This window comes from Chitinophaga pollutisoli (assembly GCF_038396755.1).
In the GTDB taxonomy this organism is placed as follows: Bacteria; Bacteroidota; Bacteroidia; order Chitinophagales; family Chitinophagaceae; genus Chitinophaga; species Chitinophaga pollutisoli.
The window spans coordinates 385,792-401,423 of the sequence record NZ_CP149822.1 but is presented as its reverse complement, the minus strand read 5'-3'; the positions used below and the strand labels follow the sequence as shown (position 1 = coordinate 401,423).

Annotated in this window: 15 protein-coding genes; 12 read left to right on the top strand and 3 right to left on the bottom strand. The window is 55.3% G+C overall.

Features of this window, described 5'->3' with window-relative positions:
• Positions 1-9 precede the first annotated feature (9 nt).
• The 4 genes from WJU16_RS01650 to WJU16_RS01635 are packed head-to-tail and all read left to right on the top strand — an operon-like array spanning position 10 to position 4,437.
• A complete protein-coding gene (locus WJU16_RS01650) occupies positions 10-939 on the top strand; it encodes a 3-hydroxyacyl-CoA dehydrogenase NAD-binding domain-containing protein (protein WP_341836590.1) in 930 nt (309 codons plus the stop codon).
• Positions 936-2,021 (top strand): membrane dipeptidase, encoded by a 1,086-nt coding sequence (locus WJU16_RS01645; RefSeq protein WP_341836589.1) that lies wholly within the window; start codon positions 936-938, stop codon positions 2,019-2,021. Before WJU16_RS01650 ends, WJU16_RS01645 begins: the two co-directional genes overlap by 4 nt.
• Positions 2,018-3,388: a hypothetical protein gene (locus WJU16_RS01640; RefSeq protein WP_341836588.1), complete on the top strand. Its 1,371-nt coding sequence runs from the start codon at positions 2,018-2,020 to the stop codon at positions 3,386-3,388. Before WJU16_RS01645 ends, WJU16_RS01640 begins: the two co-directional genes overlap by 4 nt.
• Before the next feature lie 35 nt (positions 3,389-3,423).
• On the top strand, positions 3,424-4,437 hold the full coding sequence (locus WJU16_RS01635) for a hypothetical protein (protein ID WP_341836587.1): 1,014 nt from the start codon (positions 3,424-3,426) through the stop codon (positions 4,435-4,437).
• A gap of 82 nt (positions 4,438-4,519) precedes the next feature.
• On the opposite strand, the gene WJU16_RS01630 is transcribed toward WJU16_RS01635, so the two are convergent.
• From WJU16_RS01630 to WJU16_RS01620, 3 genes are all read right to left on the bottom strand, one after another.
• Positions 4,520-6,361, bottom strand: coding sequence for a family 20 glycosylhydrolase (locus WJU16_RS01630; RefSeq protein WP_341836586.1), 1,842 nt, complete (start codon positions 6,359-6,361; stop codon positions 4,520-4,522).
• 135 nt (positions 6,362-6,496) lie between these two features.
• The gene (locus WJU16_RS01625) at positions 6,497-9,742 is read right to left on the bottom strand and encodes an AsmA-like C-terminal region-containing protein (protein WP_341836585.1); all 3,246 of its coding nucleotides are present in this window, start codon (positions 9,740-9,742) and stop codon (positions 6,497-6,499) included.
• 351 nt (positions 9,743-10,093) lie between these two features.
• Positions 10,094-10,366, bottom strand: a complete 273-nt coding sequence (locus WJU16_RS01620) for a DUF4242 domain-containing protein (RefSeq protein ID WP_341836584.1) — start codon at positions 10,364-10,366, stop codon at positions 10,094-10,096.
• Between the two features lie 228 nt (positions 10,367-10,594).
• On the opposite strand from WJU16_RS01620, the gene WJU16_RS01615 reads away from it, so the two are divergent.
• The 8 genes from WJU16_RS01615 (at position 10,595) to WJU16_RS01580 (ending at position 15,565) form a co-directional block, all read left to right on the top strand.
• On the top strand, positions 10,595-11,215 hold the full coding sequence (locus WJU16_RS01615) for a hypothetical protein (RefSeq protein ID WP_341836583.1): 621 nt from the start codon (positions 10,595-10,597) through the stop codon (positions 11,213-11,215).
• Between the two features lie 12 nt (positions 11,216-11,227).
• Positions 11,228-11,785: a thioredoxin family protein gene (locus tag WJU16_RS01610; RefSeq protein ID WP_341836582.1), complete on the top strand. Its 558-nt coding sequence runs from the start codon at positions 11,228-11,230 to the stop codon at positions 11,783-11,785.
• Complete coding sequence (locus tag WJU16_RS01605; RefSeq protein WP_341836581.1) at positions 11,778-12,125, top strand: hypothetical protein; 348 nt, start codon at positions 11,778-11,780, stop codon at positions 12,123-12,125. The genes WJU16_RS01610 and WJU16_RS01605 overlap by 8 nt, the downstream gene beginning before the upstream one ends.
• 97 nt (positions 12,126-12,222) lie before the next feature.
• Complete coding sequence (locus WJU16_RS01600; RefSeq protein WP_341836580.1) at positions 12,223-12,510, top strand: zf-TFIIB domain-containing protein; 288 nt, start codon at positions 12,223-12,225, stop codon at positions 12,508-12,510.
• 18 nt (positions 12,511-12,528) lie between these two features.
• Positions 12,529-13,302 (top strand): TerC family protein, encoded by a 774-nt coding sequence (locus tag WJU16_RS01595; RefSeq protein ID WP_341836579.1) that lies wholly within the window; start codon positions 12,529-12,531, stop codon positions 13,300-13,302.
• 128 nt (positions 13,303-13,430) lie between these two features.
• A complete protein-coding gene (locus WJU16_RS01590) occupies positions 13,431-13,682 on the top strand; it encodes a hypothetical protein (RefSeq protein ID WP_341836578.1) in 252 nt (83 codons plus the stop codon).
• Positions 13,683-13,873: 191 nt separating this feature from the next.
• The gene (locus WJU16_RS01585; RefSeq protein ID WP_341836577.1) at positions 13,874-14,752 is read left to right on the top strand and encodes an alpha/beta hydrolase; all 879 of its coding nucleotides are present in this window, start codon (positions 13,874-13,876) and stop codon (positions 14,750-14,752) included.
• A 39-nt stretch (positions 14,753-14,791) separates the two neighbouring features.
• A complete protein-coding gene (locus tag WJU16_RS01580) occupies positions 14,792-15,565 on the top strand; it encodes a hypothetical protein (RefSeq protein WP_341836576.1) in 774 nt (257 codons plus the stop codon).
• Positions 15,566-15,632: the final 67 nt, after the last annotated feature.

Here is a 15,632-nt window from a genome sequence, read left to right as displayed (position 1 = left end):
GCCCAATCAATGAAACCGCTGCTTGTATCCGGGACTGGCCCGCTGGCAGCCGGCATCACCGTTTGCCTGTTGCAGGCGGGCCATCCGGTCACGCACTGCACCGCAAATCCCGAATCTGATGGCAACCTCATCGACCGGTTGCGGAAAGCGGAAGCGAAACACGGAAGACCGGATCTCGAGGCGCAAAGTCCCATTCTCGGCGGTTTGCCGGAAAACCCTGACGGATTCGCCGCCGCCATCATCGCGGCGCCGGAATGTGCGGACACCAAGAAAAACAGGATCGCCGAACTGGAAGCTTTCCTTCCTCCGGACGCCATTATTGCCGTCAATACCGAGAGCATCGCGCTCAGCCGGTTGCAGGAAGGCGCGCGCCATCCCGGCCGGATCATCGGCGCCAACTGGGCGGATCCCGCCCATACCACCCTTTTCCTGGAAATGATCGTGAATACCGCCTGCAAGGAGGCGAGTGCGCATGCTTTCCGGGATATGGCCATCGGATGGGGGAAGGATCCTTACGTGGTGCCCGGCGACGAAGGGATCCGTTCGCGGATGATGAGCGCAATGGCGCGTGAGGCGTTTTTTCTGGTGAGCAACGGGTACGCGTCTGTAGAAGACATCGACCGCGCATGCCGGAACGACGCCGGTTATTATCTGCCCTTCGCCGGTAATTTCAGGTACATGGATCTCATGGGCCCCTACGCATACGGTCTCGTGATGGAAGATCTGAATCCCGGCCTCGATCGCAGCGAAGGGCCGCCGGCCTGGATGGAGCAACTGCTGCATCAGGGTAACACCGGGATGGATGCGGGAAAAGGATTTTATGAGTACGGAGAAGGCGAGGCGGAAAAATGGGCTTCCGTTTTCAGCCGTTTCAGCTACCGCATACGGCAACTCATGCACCGGTATCCTTTCGGCGATAATGAAAAAACTGAACCATGAAAGCTGCGTTTATCATCGATGCCCATCTCGACCTGGCCATGAATGCCATCGAATGGAACCGCGATCTCGCCCTGCCACTGGATCAAATCCGCCAGCGCGAAATGCATATGAAAGACAAGCCCGACCGTGGCCGCGGTACCGTTTGCCTTCCTGAACTGCGGAAAGGTAGGATCGGATTGGTGGTAGCCACGCAGCTGGCGCGTTACACACCGCCGGGGAGCGCCCTTCCGGGCTGGCATTCCCCGCAACAAGCCTGGGCAATGACCCAGGCGCAACTGTCGTGGTACCGCGAAATGGAAGCGCTCGGTGAGATGGTGCAAATCCGCGATCTCACAGGACTCGACGCACACCTGCAACTGTGGGACAACGACGCCGTCCCCGACGAGCAGAAGCCCGTCGGCTACATCCTGAGCCTCGAAGGCGCCGATTCGCTGGTGGATATTTCCTATCTTCACCGGGCACACGCTTACGGATTGCGGGCCATCGGCCTGTCGCATTTCGGACCAGGGAGATACGCTCCAGGCACCAAAATGACCGGGTCGCTTACACCGCAAGGCGTTGAACTGCTACAGGAAATGGATAAACTCCGCCTGATCCTCGATGTCACGCATCTTACCGACGAAGGCTTCTTCCAGGCGATGGACCTTTACCAGGGCCCCGTCTGGGCCAGTCATCATAACGTCCGCAAGATCGTGCCGAACCAACGGCAACTGAACGACGATCAAATCCGGCTGCTCATTGAAAGGGATGCCGTTATCGGCGGGATGCTTGATTGCTGGGCGATGGATATCCGTTTTATCGACACCGTTTCCGATCCCTGGCAGCTCGATATCCGGCTCGAGCACCTGGTGGACCACTGGGATCATATCTGCCAGTTGGCCGGAAACAGTCGGCATGTGGCGATCGGTAGCGATCTCGACGGGATTTTCGGAACGGAGCAATCGCCCTGGGACCTTCATTCTATCGCCAGCCTGCAAAATTTCACCGGAATTCTTTCCCGCAGGGGCTATGCGCAAGCGGATATCGATAATATCCTTCACGGCAACTGGCTGCGGTTCCTGCGCAAAGCCTGGGCAACATGACCACGATTATGAATGAAACGATTTTTCGGGCCGGAGCTGCGGCCGCGGATATTACACCCACTTTAGGCACGCTTATCAATGGCGACTTCTTCCCGCACCGCGCCAACCATGTTCACGACAGGCTTTTTGTTCGCGCACTGGTACTGGAAAACGGGTCAGCACGCCTGGTGATCGCCGTCGCGGACACCTGCGTGATGCCGCGTGCGCTGATGGATCGCATGAAAGTTCACATCCATGCGCAAACGGGCATCGATCCCGGCAGTATCCTCATCTCCTGTACCCATACGCATGCCGGAGGTTCCGCCGGTGATATCTTTCTGACCCCGCCGGATACCGCTTATTGCACGTTGCTGGAGGAAAAGACGGTGGAAGCGGTTACGGAAGCCTGCGTTCAATTGCAGCCCGCCATCATCGCATATGGATCGGCCAATGTACCGCAACATGTTGTTTGCAGACGCTACTTCATGAAAGACGGCTATGTGCCCGAAAATCCCGTTGACGGCGGAACCGATGCCGTGAAAACAAATCCCATCGGTGCAGCCGGGCAAATACTGCAACCAGCTGCGCAAACGGATCCCGGATTGGGTTTTATCGCCGTGAAAAGTGTGAAAGGCAACTGGATTTCCGTGCTGGCCAATTATTCGCTGCACTACGCCGGCGATTGGGAAAACGGAACCGTGACAGCCGACTATTTCGGGGCCTTCACCCGTCATCTCGGCGATATGTTGCAAGCTGACGGCGGTTTCCAGGCGATCATGAGCAACGGAACCAGCGGAGATGTCAATATCTGGGATTTTTTACATCCGGACCGATACCCCACCGCACATTTCGCCAAAAGCGACATCATCGGCCGCGATCTCGCCGAAGCCGTATTTCACGCCATCCCCGCGTTGCAATGGGAAACCGCGCCGGCCCTCGCTGCGGAATACAGCGACGTAAGGCTGAAGGTTCGCAAACCGGATCCGGATTCCATTGCCGCGGCGCGCCGTTTAATGGCGGAGACCGATTACGGAACGCTTTCCTACGACATGCATTCAATGCGCCGCATATTTGCGCGGGAACAAGTGCTGCTGGCTGGTTTTCCGGATGAAATGGATTGTCCCGTACAGGTGATGCGCATCGGCCATTGCAGGATTGGTGCATTGCCGGGAGAATTCTTCGCGCAAACAGGCCTGTACCTCAAACAACTTTCCGGGCGGTATTTCAGCATCGGCCTCGCCAACGCGAATGTTGGTTATGTACCGCCCGCGCTTGAAATGGACCGCGGCGGATACGAAACCTGGCGCTGCCGGAACAGCCTGCTGGAAAGGAATGCGGAAAATAGGATCGTGGACCGCATGCTGCAGCTCTTACAAAAGTTATCCTGACCGAATTACAATTTCTCACTCCAAACAATCAGCCAATGAAACTCACGTCGCTATTATTCGCGGCCGCCATCGCTTTGCAGGCTTGCTCCGTCAGCCAGAAGTCCGCAACGGAAAATGCAGCCCCAGTGGTGAACAAAATCTGGGACCAGGCGCCCCACAACGCTTTCACAGATCTCATCCGGTTTAAAGGAGCCTTCTATTGCTCGTTCCGTGAAGGCGCGGGGCACGTATCCGGCGCAGGCGGAAAGGCGCGCATATTGCGCTCCAAAGACGGCAAAACCTGGGAAAGCGTGGCCCTGCTCGAAGTGAAAGACAGGGATGTGCGCGACCCTAAACTGTCTATCACCCCGCAAAACCGCATTCTGGTACTGATGGATGTGGAAGCGCATGAAGGTAAGAAAGTCATCAGCCGCAAACCGCTTATTTCCATCTCGGATGCATCCGGCACTACATTCAGCACGCCGGAAGAGGGCACCGTGGACCCTGCCATCGCTTCCTGGTCCGACTGGGTATGGCGGCTGACCTGGCATAAAGGGACTGGTTATGGCATCCTCTATCAATTAGACAAAATATACCTCGTTAGCACCACTGATGGCCGCTATTTCAAGCATGTTTCCAGGCTGGACCTGGATGGAGAGCCTAATGAGTGCACCATTCGTTTCGACGAAAATGGGAAGATGTATGTCGTGATCCGGCGCGAAGCCGGTGATCAGTTGGGTGTAATTGCTACGGCGGATGCGCCTTACACAGCATGGGATTTCTCGAAAATGGACCACCGCCTGGGCGGCCCGGATTTGCTGCTGCTGGATAATAAAACCCTCGTCATCGGTACCCGCCAATACAAGCCGAAAGCAAGCATGGTAGTGCATGTGGCCGGCCCCGACGGTAAAGTAAAGAAGACGATTCCTTTGCCCAGCGGCGGTGACTGCAGTTATCCGGGCATGCTGGTATGGAAGAACAAATTGTGGGCGTCATATTACTCATCCCATGAAGGGAAATCCTCCATTTACATCGCTCAAATTCCTATACCACTGCTAGCATACAAGTAATCCATATTGTTCTCCCGAGTTCTCATAGACGTAAAAAAAGCTGCCCTCTTCCGGGGGCAGCTTTCTTTTTTTGATGCGGATATTATTTGGAATTGCGCAATATGGCGGTGGCGCTCACTTTGCTATGAAGTTTCCCGTTCCGGAAAACCGCTGCCCGGATGTTGACGGGCATCTCCACTTCGAAAGGCTGGTTGTAGGGAAGAGATGCGGCCGTGGGTTCGTCTCCGTTGAGCGTATAACGGATTTCCGGCAGGTAGCTGTCTGTCTGTAAGGTTACGACGGCTTTGTTCCTGGCGGAATCCTTTTGCACGCTGAACGCCACGTTGTAGGCGCTGGCGGCGTACCCGATTCCAGCCTGTTCGTACCGCAAGTATTGGGTTTCCATCCTGCGGGTGAAATCGTCCCATTGCTTACGGTTTTTGCTGCTCCAGCCGGTTTCTGCGAGGGCGGCTGCGCGCGGGAAGGTCATGTACGTGGCTCTTTCCGGGCTGTGGATGTACTCGCACCAAATGTTGGCCTGAACGCCGAGGATGAACCTGGATTCTTCGGGCGTCAGTTCGGCAGGCACCGGTTCGTAGTCATATACTTTGCGGAGCGGAACAAAGCCGCTGATGCAGTAGGGCTCCAGGTAATGTTCGCCCTGGTAGTAATCGAAGTACATGAAATGGTTGGGCGTCATCACCACCGGATGCAACAGCTTCGCCGCCTGGATTCCGCCCTGGGTGCCCCGCCACGACATCACGGCTGCATTTGGCGCCAGCCCGCCTTCCAGGATTTCGTCCCAACCGATGATGCGCTTGCCTTTCGACTGGAGGAATTTTTCGATGCGGGTGATGAAATAGCTTTGCAGCTCATGTTCATCTTTCAACTTGTTGCTTTTGATCCTTTCCTGGCAGCGGGCGCAAGCCTTCCACCGGTCTTTCGGGCACTCGTCGCCGCCGATATGGATGGTTTGCCCTGGAAATAGCTCCGCCACTTCGCTTAAAACATCCTCCAGGAAAGCAAACGTTTTCTCATTGCCGGCGCAGAATACTTCTTTCCGGATTCCCCAGTTCACAGGCATCTCGAACGGCCCCCCGGTGCAGGAAAGTTCCGGGTATGCCGCCAGCGCCGCCATGCTGTGGCCCGGCATTTCAATCTCCGGCACTACGGTAATAAATTTAGATTGTGCGTAGGCAACCACTTCCTTCACTTCTTCCTGCGTGTAAAACCCGCCATGCGGCTGGTGGTTGATGCGGTTGTTGGTAATCTGGGTGCCGTTCCGCCAGGCGCCGACAGCTGTCAGCCGCGGGTATTTTTTGATCTCGATGCGCCAGCCGTGGTCTTCCGTGAGGTGCCAGTGGAATGTGTTGAGCTTGTGCATGGCCATGTAATCGAGATACTGCTTGATGTAGGAAACGGGGTAGTAGTACCTGCCCACGTCCAGCATCAGCCCGCGCCAGCCGAAACGCGGACTGTCTATGATTTCGAGCACGGGTAAAACTGGTTTCGCACGAGCCTGAACTGGCAACAATTGCAATAAAGTCTGCATTGCATAAAACGCGCCGGCCGGCCTGGACGCCGTAATGGAAGCGAGCCCTGGTTGCACCCGGAGCCGGTAGCCTTCGTCGCCAAGCGTATCCGGCCGCAGCCGTAATATAATGACGTTTGATGCCGCACTTTTTCCGGCGGTTACTTTCAGGCGCAGCCCGCTTTGCCGCAGGATGGCGTCCGCCAGGTCACGGGCAACCTGCTGCAACGCTTCATCGCCTGGTTCGGCAACGATCCGCGTTTGCGCGTTCAGCGTAAACTGGCCGTTGCTATGCCTGACGTGCTGGGGCGCGGGAATAACGGAAATAGAAGTGTCTGCCGCAGGTACGGCGTAAACCGTAGCGGCTGTCAGGACGGCCATCAGCCACATCCCGATGAATGCTTTCATCTTCATAATCTGAAATAGGTAAAATGCCGTGCGCATTTGCAAGGGAATGCACGGCGTTGTTAAGGTAGGCACGTGCAAAATAGGCATTTATTCACCAAAAAAGAAACCGGTGGTCCATGAATAGACGGAATTATTATCGCGTCAGGATTTACTTTTCGCCTTTCCCAATCCTACTTTGAAATCGTCCGGCGTACCGGTTACTTTAATACTCATGAAGCGCACTTTTTTGTCCTTGTCGCGGTACTCAATTTCATCCACCTGGTCCATGTCCACTTCATGCTGCTTCTTTCCGCCGAACAACGCCTGGAAACCGACCTGCGTCACCATTTTCATGGGAACGCGCATGTAATATTCCATTTTCAGGTCCAGTGATTGTTTTCCCGAAATTTCCATGAAACCCAGCGAGGAGTTTATGTTCATGGCCGGGATGTTGAGCACGCCGTTGGTGAAAGTGAGCTTGTTGCGGAGCGTATCGAAACGGACGTTGCGCAGGTTTTTATCTTTGAAATAGCCTGCCATGGCCTCCATGGGTGTAAAGTCGACCAGGCTGCCATCGTGGATTTCTACGTCCAGTTCAGCTTTGGTGTCGTGCAGGATGGGCACGAAATCGGGGTGAATCTGCACATGGCTGCGGATATTGCCGGAAAGGCGCCCCTTGATGTTTTTGTTAATCACCAGGTCTTGCCCGAAATGGTCCAGTTTGATGAGCATTTTCTCCATGTCCACATTATTCACCTTAATACGGCTGCGGAAGTAGATTTTCTCCGGATCGCTGCCGTTGAGGTAACCCCGCATGCCCACAATGCCTCCCGCCACTTTCATCCCCAGCGTGTCGAGATGGATGTAATGGTCTTCTTGCACCCGAAGCTGCGCCTTTACCCCTTGCAACCACAAACGGTTATACCTGAACCGCCCGATATCTGCTTTCACTTCAAATACCGGGAAAGGCAACTTGAATATGTTGAAAGCCTTCGCATGAGCTGAAGAATCCGGGGGAGCTTTTGTTTTGGCGGCGGTGTTGGGATGGGATGATGCGGCCGTAGCAGGCTGCGCGGTGAAGTCATAGCCCGCGAGCTGGTCGGCGTCGATGAATTTACTGCGGAAGTATAAATAATTTGTGCGGTTTTTGATGAGCGAATCTTTCCCATTGAACAAACGGAAGCTGATATCGAAATCACTGCGGCCGATGGCGCCTTTGAGCGAATCCACCCTCAGTATCTTGTTGGCGCCGTAGAGGATATTGCCGCTGATCTTATCCAATTGAAGGGCGTGTTGCTTCAGCGTCCCGGAAATATTGGCCAGCTTGATCTTCGCGAAGCGGAACGTGGTGTCGAACCGCAGATCCGCTTTGGCCCGCAACCAGATGTTAGCGCCTTCTTCCTTTTGATAACCGGGCGGGATCAGCTGGCGGCTCCTTGGGCCCAGGATGTCGTCCATCGCCAACCGTGCCGATTTGAAATCGAACGCCACCATCGTTTTCCCTTTCTTTACCGGCTTAAACCACATGGCGTAATTGTTCACCCTGGCGGACATGCGGAAGTCGCTGCCGTCGATATTTCCTTTAAATTCCCGCAATGTCAGCGAAGTATCTTCGATGTTCAGCGTAGCGCCGATATCCTTGAATGCATGCGGATATACTTTGAAGGCCGCGCCGAGCTGGTGCAGCGTGAGCGTCCCCTTCGGCAGGGGAGCCGGGTTGCGCAGCTGGCGCACGGAGGTTGACAGCGAAACATCCAGCCGGAAGCCCCGGATTTCCTCCGTGGCCTTGCGTGCCAGGGCAGTGTCTGCCGCGAAAATATCCGTCATCCGGATGGCGTTGCTGCCGGCTCTCAGGCGCATGGTAACTGGTTTGTCCGGCGTATGGATCAGGGCAAGGATGTCGCTGATGCTGCCGCTGGCGCGGAAGTCGGATCCGCCCACGCGCAATCCCAACGTATCGAGCACAACCCGGCCGTTGCGCATCTCCGCATGGAGGTGCATATCGCGCACGGGATGCGGGTAGCCCGGGATGCGGAAGGAAAGCCCTTTCACCGAAAGCTCGCTCTGCACGCCGTCTTTCAACTGGCCGAGGTATTGTTCCGGAAGGTCGAGGTCCGTCAGTTCCTTGATGTCCATATCGAGTTTAACCGTGCCAGTGATATGCTGCAGGTCCGGGATGCCGAGGAATTCCCCTACGAAACCCAGTTCCAGTTCGGATTTGAGTTGCAATACCACTTTGGGGTCGGTAAAATCCCTGATCACGAAGTTGCCCGCGAAAATCCCTTTGCCCGGGCGCGCCGCTACATTCGACAACCGTATCTCCGACGTACGCAACGAATGGCCCTCGCCGTTAGTGTAAGTGCCCCGGAAACCAAGACTGTCGACTTTCTTGCCGGCTTTCTGGTTGAGGAACCACGCGTCTTCGCAACCGAAGGCTACATCGATGAGCGGCAGGGTGTCTTTGGCGAGGATGCCCTTTATCCGGCCGTCGAAATAAATGCGCCCGTCGTAACGGAAAGGCTCCAGCATGGCCGCGGCGTCTCCGGGGATGAAAGCCGCCAGCAGGTTCATGTCGGGCTTGTCGCCTTTGACGGTGAAATCTACCTGCGCGGGCGTGCCCAGCGTGGCCGTGCCTTCCAGACGGAAGGCGGCGTCCTGCAGGCGGATGCTACCGGTGGGGATGCGCAGGGCGCGGGTGGTTTTATTGTAATTGGCGTGGATGTCGAGCACGAGGTGCTTGTGGCGGAAGAAAGTGGTGTCTGCCGGACTGGTGGCATCCGCTTCCAGGTCTGCATCCAGCCCCACGGAAAGTTCGGTTACGTTGTTTTTGAAGGAGGCCGTTAGCTTGTCGATCTGCGATGCGATGCGCTGGCCGCTGGCTTTATCGAGATAGGCGATGCGCAGATCGCGGATGACCATTTTCCGCAAGTCGATATCCAGCGCGGCGGAGTCGGAGGTAGGAGTAGAGGGGCTGGAAGGCTGTACCGTCTTAGCTTCCACGATATTGAAATTGCCATTCCTTTCCCGGACCAGTTCTACATACCCGCCTTTGAGGAACAGGCGGCGCACATGGTATTTGCCGCTGAGGAGCCCCGGTAGACTGAAACCCACATACAGGTGCTCCACTTCGTACAGGGGCTGCCCGCGCCGCGATTTGTCAGGGAAAAAACGCACGTCATGCAGCGCGATGGAAATATTCGGAAAATTTTTGAACAGGGTGATATTACTGCTGCCTACCGACAACTCGCCTTTAAACTGTTTGTTCAGCTCGGCGACGGCCATGGCGGTGATCCTTTGCTGCTGCGTAAATAGCACAATCGCGGCCGCGGCGATCAGTAGCAGGAAGACAGCTACTGTGATAATCAACACTCTAAATACCCGTTTCTTCGGCAGTCTAAACTTTGGCATGGTCCGGTTTCTCTTTTTATACGCGATGCACAGGCGCGCAGTTATGCATTTTGCCGCCTAAATTAAAACATCGGCGTACAACTACATGTTAATAATAAGTCAAATATGAGACAGGAGGGAAACGCTGTAAAAGTAAGCAGGATCAGGCAGAATGCCAAGCATGCGTAGCACTTATGCCGCATCGGATGTGCCCGCGCGGAGTATCGGGAAAAGTGTAAGCGGGCAGTGGTGCCAGGACTTTTATCCCAGGCGCCTCCATACCGGGCTGTCTCCAAGACGAAGAAGCACTACCGGATTGCGGAGCGGCAGGGCGGCACCCTGCGCCGCTTTGGGGAATGGGACTTATGCTGGTTATCCCGCCGTGGCGGGATTGATCACCGATTTGATCTCGTGGATCGCGGTGACGGGGAACCCGCCCTGGCGTGCATGCTCGCGGATCAGCGCCTCGTCAGTCGACTGGTAAATACAGCAAATCTTGTCGCCGGTGACGTAACTGTGTACCCATTGGATGTCCGGACCGAGTTTGTCCAGCACATCGCCTGATGTCCGGGAAACGGCTTTCAGTTGGTCGGGAGTCAGTTGGCCCGCTCCCGGCAGATCGCGTTCGATGACATATTGTGGCATAACGATCGTGGGGTTTGTTCCGCAGGCGCTGATAATGAATGTCCATGCCTGATGGTGCCGCTCTGCCTGCGAAGGTTGGTAGTGGGAGACAACATAAATGTACGTAAAAAGGGCGCGTGGCGATACGGCCCGGTTTCCTGTTAGTGAAACGTTAAAGAACAACCATTTGGGGTAAAAATCGTAAATTTGATATCGATTTTTGGGGATTACATTATTTGAAGTAGTTATATGATTAACGGAAACAAAGGATTGGACCATATTTCAGCGCTCCTGCAGCAGGAACCACTTCTGGTTTTTGCACTTCAGTCGGAAGCGGCGGGTGAATTCGACGCCTGCAACCCGCTCATCGTAGGGATCGGCAAAGTCAACGCCGCCTATCATCTCGCTAAACACCTCCAGCAACACCGCCCGTCGCTCATCGTGAACCTCGGTTCCGCCGGCAGTCATACTTTCTCCCGGGGCGAGGTGGTGTGTTGTACGCAGTTCATCCAGCGTGATATGGACGTCCGGGGGCTCGGTTTCCGGCTTTACGAAACGCCGCTGTCGGGTGAGGAGCCCGTGCTGCAATACGGTCTTTCCCTGCCTGGCCTGCCGCAGGGCATCTGCGGAACGGGCGACAGCTTCGAGATGGACCACAAAACCGACGACTATAACGTGATCGACATGGAGGCTTACCCGCTGGCGCTCATTGCGCGGAAAGAGGGTATCCCGTTCCTTTGCCTCAAGTATATTTCCGACGGGGCCGACGGCAATGCCGCGGAAGACTGGCAGGTGCAGGTGCACCATGCCGCCGTCGCATTTAAAAAAATCATCGGGGGATGGCTGGAGAAATCCGGTATTCCTGCTTAAACGAATTGTGAAATGGACTTTGCGAATTACCTGCTGATTTTCGAACACATCATCAATAACCCGGAACCGCCCGCGCCTTACAATAACCCGGATTATCTCAACTATGCCCGGCTGAACTGGTCGCGGCAGCAACGTTGGTTCAAAACGGGCGTCATTACACCTGAAATGCGCGATGCGATGGCCCGCATCACCCAGCCACAGCGTTGGATCATTATCACCGAGCCCTGGTGCGGCGACGCTGCCCACAACATCCCGTTCTTCGAGAAGCTGGCGGCCCTTAACCCACTCGTTACCACGGAGTACCAGCTCCGGGATGCAGAACCGTTCCTCATTCAGCAATATCTTACCAACGGCGGCAAATCCATTCCCAAGCTCATCGCAAGGGACGCGGAAGGGAACGATCTCTTCACCTGGGGCCCCCGGCCGGAAGCTTGCCAGGCAGTTTACGACCGCCTGAAAGCGGAAAACGCCGATTTCGAAACCATCAAGACCGACATCCAGAAATGGTATAACGAAGACAAAGGACAATCCCTCCAGCGCGAAATACTGGCCGTGCTCGCCTATGCGTAATCCCGCCGCACATATGACCCCCGGCGCCCGCTTCCGCATCATCGCGCTGTTGTTGCTGAGCCTGGTCTCCGCCATGCCCGACGTATTCCCCGACGGCCGAGGCCACCGGACGGTCAGGGTGCCCGAATCCATACACCACGAAAACGAAATCCCCGAAGCCTGTAAAGTCAGCCTCCGGCTGGAAGCATTTACACGCCAGCAGCGGCTACACAAGAAACAACAATCGTTCAGGAAATCGGCCGCCGTACAGCTGTATGCGGCCGGCGAAACCCGGCATGCCGGCGGTTCCTGGGCGCGGCCTGCATATTATAACTTCCTCCACAGGTTCAGCCTGTTTTGATCCTTCCACACTTTTCCCCGGTTCAGGGGGCGGCCCGATTTTTTCTGTAAAGAAAAGAACGGGATCATTTATTTACGTAATTTAAAAATCTTATTACATGAAATGCCCGAATTGCAATGAAACATTGCTAATGACGCAGCGCAATAACGTGGAGATAGACTATTGCCCCAATTGCCGGGGCATCTGGCTGGATAAAGGGGAGCTTGACAAACTGCTGGAGTACGACGAACGCCGCAGCAGCCCGGATCCGCGCAGTCACGACGACCGCTCCCGTGAAGAGCACCGCCGGTACGACGACCGCCGCGACAAGGATTATTACGACGACCGCCATAAATATCCCAAAAAGAAAAAAGGATTCCTGGGCGATTTTTTTGATTTCGACTGAACCTGTAAACACCGATAAATGGAATTCATCTTACCCGACTTCGCCGACCTGGGCGTCTGGATCAGCCTGCTGACGCTGTGCTTCCTGGAGATCGTGCTTGGCATCGACAACATCATTTTTATTTCCATCGTGGCGGGGAAACTACCCGAACACCAGCAACGGAAAGCCCGCAACGTGGGCCTGAGCCTCGCCATGGTGTTCAGGGTGGCGCTGCTGCTTTGCATCAACTGGATCATCGGACTGAAAGACCCGGTGGTAGATTTCAAATGGATCAACGGAACCGTCATACCATTAAGTTGGAAAGACATCATTCTATTGGCCGGCGGCCTGTTCCTCATCGTGAAAAGCACGCTGGAAATCCACCACAAACTGCAATCCACCGAACATGAAGACAATAAGGCCAAAAAGGTGTATCAAAGCCTTGGCGCCGTACTATTTCAGATCGTGCTGGTGGATGCTGTCTTCTCGTTCGACTCCATCCTCACCGCCGTGGGCCTGGTGGAAAACGTGATCATTATGATCATCGCGGTGGTCGTTTCGATCATCATCATGATGTTGTTCGCCGGTCCGGTGACGCGCATCATCAACAAACAACCTACGCTGCAGATGCTGGCGCTGACCTTCCTCGTCGTGATCGGCGTGGTACTGATCGCCAGCGGCTTCCACCAGGAAGTCAGCAAGAGCATTATTTACTCCTGCCTCGGCTTCTCGCTGATCGTGGAGCTGCTCAATATCAGGTTGAGAGGCCGGAAAGCGAAGTATGTGGAACTGAACACGAAAGACGTGGAATAATCATGTACGCAAATCGTACGAAGAGCCGCCCGAACAGGCGGCTCTTTTTTATGCGATCAACCACGATTGGGAAAACGACGCCCATGGTCTGGGCGACGCCGTTCGACTCAAATTCGTACCTTCGCTATATGAGCGACACCCGAAAAACACTCCCCGTAAAAAGCTCTTTCTACGAGCTGATCGTGGCGCTGTACGAACAGCAGCAAACCGCTTCGGTTTTGTATGAAGATAATGGCGTTACCCGCGCGAACGGACTGATAAAAGATCTGTTCGATAAGGAAGGTGAAAAATGGTTCAGGCTGGCAGATGATACCGAAATCCGCATCGATTCACTGTACGCCGTGAACGGCACATTCTCCTCGGATTATTCCGAGTGCTGATGCAGTTTCATGTATACAGAATTTACCCCGGATGATTTCCGGAGATGTGATACCGCGCTTGCCGCGGTATTTTTAATTGCCGGAAACGCCGTCTGGCAGCGGGTTGTAATTGTACATCAGTTGTAAGCCTATCACCATTGCCGTTGTTTGGTTGAAGGCGGATTTTTGCAGGGTAACAAAATATATTGGTCATGCAATCATCCGTTTTTACTTTAACGCCGGGGCAGGAGGCGGCTGTTCGGGCGCCCACCCAGTTTGCTGATGTGGGAGGGCGGCAACTCGCTTACCGATCAATCGGAGCCGGCGATCCCATCCTGCTTTGCCAGCGCTTCCGCGGCAACCTCGACGACTGGGACCCGGCTTTCCTCGCCGCACTCGCGGAATATTACCAGGTTATTTATTTCGATTACGGCGGGATGGCTTCCTCTACAGGCGAGCCCCACGAGCACATCACCGCATTCGCGTCCGACGTCATGGGGCTGGCGGACGCCTTGTCCATCAACCGGTTTCTTTTGCTGGGGTGGTCGTTCGGCGGATGGGTGGTGCAGGCCGTGACCGCGCTTTTCCCCGAAAGGGTGCGCCAGGCTATCCTCATCGGTACCCGTCCCCCGGGGCCTCCCGCGTTCGACCTCGATCCGCTGTTCCTGGAGGTGGCTTTCCGGCCGGTAAATACTTTCGAAGACGAAGTCATCCTCTTCTTCGAACCGGACGACGCCAACAGCGTAGCCGCCGCACGCAAGAGCCACGACCGGATCCGCGCACGCACGGAAAACCAGGACACGCCGGTGAAACCTGAACATTGGGGGAATTACCGCAAAGGAGGGGAATACTTTTCCGGGGAAAACCAGGAATATCTCCAGCGCCTCCGGGAAACCGATATCCCTATCCTCGTCATCTCCGGCGACCACGAAATCTGTTTCCCGCCCGAAAACTGGTTCACCCTCAACCGGCAGCTTCCCACCACGCAGGTGATTGTAATTCCGCGCGCCGGCCACGGCCCGCAGCACCAGTATCCTGCATTAACGGCGGCCTACATCCATGCTTTTGTATCCCATCATCCCGAACATTAACCAGCTGGTTTGCTTTTCCTTCAAAACAATTCTAACACTATGAAACTTATATACATGTTGTCAGCGCTGGCCATGATGGCCGTTTCCTCCGCGAAGGCGGATATACGGTGCGATTCCTGCAAGAAATTCCAGTCCACACCGCCCGGTATCAACGAAGCGGATTACGCCATTACTTCGGCCAGTGTAAAACATAACAGGAAATGGGGGCAACTGGAATTTGAAATTAACGTAAAAGGCTCCGCTGGGAAAAGCGTTTCGCCCGCCGCCGGGAAGGTGAACGGCGCGCCGGTCGACGGTTACGTGTTTCCCACCACGTTATCGCCCGAGGACGTGGGTTTTAGCAGAACAGACGGCATCCTCGCCCTGGCGCTCACCGCACATCCCGACTTCGACGATACGCCGCTGTGGGACGAAGACGGCGACGGCAATTACGCCAACGACAAAATCATCTGGCATCCGCATTGGGTGGTGCTGGTAGAAGATAAGCGGGTGCCCGGCGGGTTGTCGGTAAAGGAATTCGACCCGGTAGACAAAACCGTAAAACTGCCGCCCACCAATCCCGGGATGCCCATGTACATGGATTCGCCCGGCTTCCAGGTGGTAACGGAAGGCAAGGCCATCCGTGTGGTAGTGCCTGATTATCGTGTCCGATTTAAAACGGATTTTAAGTACGACGCGGTGGGCGCTTACATGCAGCTCTATAGCGGCGAAGGCGGCCAGCACTCCGGCGACGGCAAGATGCCAATGCTGGGCGTTTACAAGGTATACAGCGTATTATCCGGAAAACTAACATTACCATACGCGGTCAAATAGTGAAACCATGCAGACAGGAGAGCCCCCGGGACCGGGGGCTTTTTTCATTTCCGCAAACATCCCCGCT

What these genes read in the sequence shown, in the direction of transcription:
- WJU16_RS01580 (WP_341836576.1), top strand. Translation starts at nt 14,792, where the DNA reads ATGAAACTTATATACATGTTGTCAGCGCTGGCCATGATGGCCGTTTCC.
- WJU16_RS01615 (WP_341836583.1), top strand. Translation starts at nt 10,595, where the DNA reads ATGATTAACGGAAACAAAGGATTGGACCATATTTCAGCGCTCCTGCAG.
- WJU16_RS01620 (WP_341836584.1), bottom strand. Translation starts at nt 10,366, where the DNA reads ATGCCACAATATGTCATCGAACGCGATCTGCCGGGAGCGGGCCAACTG.
- WJU16_RS01640 (WP_341836588.1), top strand. Translation starts at nt 2,018, where the DNA reads ATGACCACGATTATGAATGAAACGATTTTTCGGGCCGGAGCTGCGGCC.
- WJU16_RS01600 (WP_341836580.1), top strand. Translation starts at nt 12,223, where the DNA reads ATGAAATGCCCGAATTGCAATGAAACATTGCTAATGACGCAGCGCAAT.
- WJU16_RS01590 (WP_341836578.1), top strand. Translation starts at nt 13,431, where the DNA reads ATGAGCGACACCCGAAAAACACTCCCCGTAAAAAGCTCTTTCTACGAG.
- WJU16_RS01635 (WP_341836587.1), top strand. Translation starts at nt 3,424, where the DNA reads ATGAAACTCACGTCGCTATTATTCGCGGCCGCCATCGCTTTGCAGGCT.
- WJU16_RS01610 (WP_341836582.1), top strand. Translation starts at nt 11,228, where the DNA reads ATGGACTTTGCGAATTACCTGCTGATTTTCGAACACATCATCAATAAC.
- WJU16_RS01625 (WP_341836585.1), bottom strand. Translation starts at nt 9,742, where the DNA reads ATGCCAAAGTTTAGACTGCCGAAGAAACGGGTATTTAGAGTGTTGATT.
- WJU16_RS01630 (WP_341836586.1), bottom strand. Translation starts at nt 6,361, where the DNA reads ATGAAGATGAAAGCATTCATCGGGATGTGGCTGATGGCCGTCCTGACA.
- WJU16_RS01585 (WP_341836577.1), top strand. Translation starts at nt 13,874, where the DNA reads ATGCAATCATCCGTTTTTACTTTAACGCCGGGGCAGGAGGCGGCTGTT.
- WJU16_RS01645 (WP_341836589.1), top strand. Translation starts at nt 936, where the DNA reads ATGAAAGCTGCGTTTATCATCGATGCCCATCTCGACCTGGCCATGAAT.
- WJU16_RS01605 (WP_341836581.1), top strand. Translation starts at nt 11,778, where the DNA reads ATGCGTAATCCCGCCGCACATATGACCCCCGGCGCCCGCTTCCGCATC.
- WJU16_RS01595 (WP_341836579.1), top strand. Translation starts at nt 12,529, where the DNA reads ATGGAATTCATCTTACCCGACTTCGCCGACCTGGGCGTCTGGATCAGC.
- WJU16_RS01650 (WP_341836590.1), top strand. Translation starts at nt 10, where the DNA reads ATGAAACCGCTGCTTGTATCCGGGACTGGCCCGCTGGCAGCCGGCATC.